We start from the raw sequence: 1,783 nt of genomic DNA, 5'->3' as shown, positions 1-1,783 counted from the left end.
TTCTTTGTTCTTCAATGTATTTTTTCACTACATCCAAACTTGCGCCACCACAGGATACAGCGCAGTAACTAGGCGACCAAAAGTGATTGCCCCATAGTTTTTCCTTAACTTCATCCCAAAATGAACGCCTTAAAACATAAGAACTTTTCCCTTTCAGTTTTCCAACTAGGTTGGAAACTGAGTGCTTTGGATGAACACTTACAAGCAGGTGGATGTGATCATCTTCACCATTAAACTCAATAAGCTCACAATCCATTTGCAAACAGGTTTCTTCCATAATCTCTTTTAGGGAGGAAAGCATGTCTTTTGTTAATACATCTCTTCTGTATTTCGTAACAAATACTAAATGAACAATGTTTTTATAAATGCATGATCTACCTGTTCTCCACTCGTACATCTTATCCTCATACTAGATTTACTTTAACCTTATTTTAAGCTAAAATAACCTCAACACCTAGAGGTTTTTCAATTGCTAACAGGCATCCAATTAAGAGCATACCCAACACAACATCAAAAGCTGATTTTAAGTCAGTGGATGGGTTGTGCTCGTTTCGTTTGGAATGCCAAATGCGATGAGGATAAATACTTTCGAGGATTTGCCCGTAAGTTTGCAACTTTTGATCACTATTATGAAACCCAAGATCAAAAATACGCTCACTTTAAATCAGATGAGATTAGTTCATGGCTTGCAAACTGCCCTAGTACAATACAAAAGAACTCAACCGTTAATTGGTACAACACACTCAAAAAATCTATTAAAGGTTTATGTGGGCGACCAAAACGTAAAAAGAAGACAGATAAAGGTTCGATTCATTTAACCTCTGATTTATTCGAGTTTCGCACGGAAAGAAATAAGCGCAAGCTATATATCGGTGGTAAAAAATTTAATATAGGCTCATTAAGTTTTAAGGCTCATGCTAACTTTAAAGAACCGAAATCCCTTTATATTCGCAAAGAGCGTGGTCAATATTTCGTTTCTTTCTGCTATGAAGATGGTGTTGAGATTCAAGAGTTTGACGGTAAGAAATTCGATGCTAAAAAATACGCCAAAAGACAGTTAGATCATTTGCAGGGCATGGACGAAGAACAACTACAAAAAATAGTGGTTGGTATAGATCGTGGTGTCACCATTCCTGTTCATGCAGGCTATGAAGAATTTGATTTCTCTAAAGAACAAAAGAATCATTTAACAAAAGCAGATCGCTACATTAAGCGACTGCAAAGAAAACTCGCTCGACAAGTAAAAGGCTCAAACCGAAGAGCTAAGACTAAACATCGAATTGCGGTGCATCACTCTAAGAAAGCCAATATTCGCAAGGACTTTGCTCATAAGACAAGTCATAGCCTAGTTAATGGTTTAGCTAAGGTATTTATCTTTGAAAAATTAAATACCAAGAGCATGACTAAAAAGCCTTTACCAAAGATCGATGAATCAGGTCGATTTATTCCTAATAAGGCTAAAGCCAAAGCAGGCTTAAACAAATCTATCCTGAACGTGGGTTGGCATAGAATTGCATCATTCCTAGCTTACAAAGCAGTTAAGCTAGGTAAAGCGGTATTTACCATCAATGCTTCTTATACAAGTCAAGAGTGCGCTTTATGCGGTCACACTCACCCCGACAATCGCAAAAGCCAAGACAAGTTTAAATGCGTGAGTTGTGGACACATTGACAATGCAGATCACAATGCATCAGTTGTTATTAAGAACAGGGCGATTAATTTAATTTTAGACAGTGGAACGCTGTTGGATGACAATCATTTGTCATCTAGTGGGCGCAGAGGT

The 1,783-nt window shown here is 37.5% G+C and carries 2 protein-coding genes; one reads left to right on the top strand and one right to left on the bottom strand.

Annotated elements, in window-relative coordinates:
- Positions 1–397 (bottom strand): IS200/IS605 family transposase (gene tnpA, locus FTT63_RS15335; protein WP_104490252.1); only part of this gene is annotated, 397 nt, incomplete at its 3' end.
- A 72-nt stretch (positions 398–469) separates the two neighbouring features.
- Between tnpA and FTT63_RS15330 the strand changes: the two genes are divergently transcribed.
- Positions 470–1,783: RNA-guided endonuclease TnpB family protein (locus FTT63_RS15330; RefSeq protein WP_104473783.1), on the top strand; the 1,314-nt coding region annotated here is incomplete at its 3' end.

Origin of the sequence: Acinetobacter sp. C15 (assembly GCF_013420645.1) — a bacterium.
Taxonomy (GTDB): domain Bacteria; phylum Pseudomonadota; class Gammaproteobacteria; order Pseudomonadales; family Moraxellaceae; genus Acinetobacter; species Acinetobacter indicus.
Note: the sequence above shows the minus strand (reverse complement) of the source record. Positions and strands in the feature narration are given on the sequence as shown.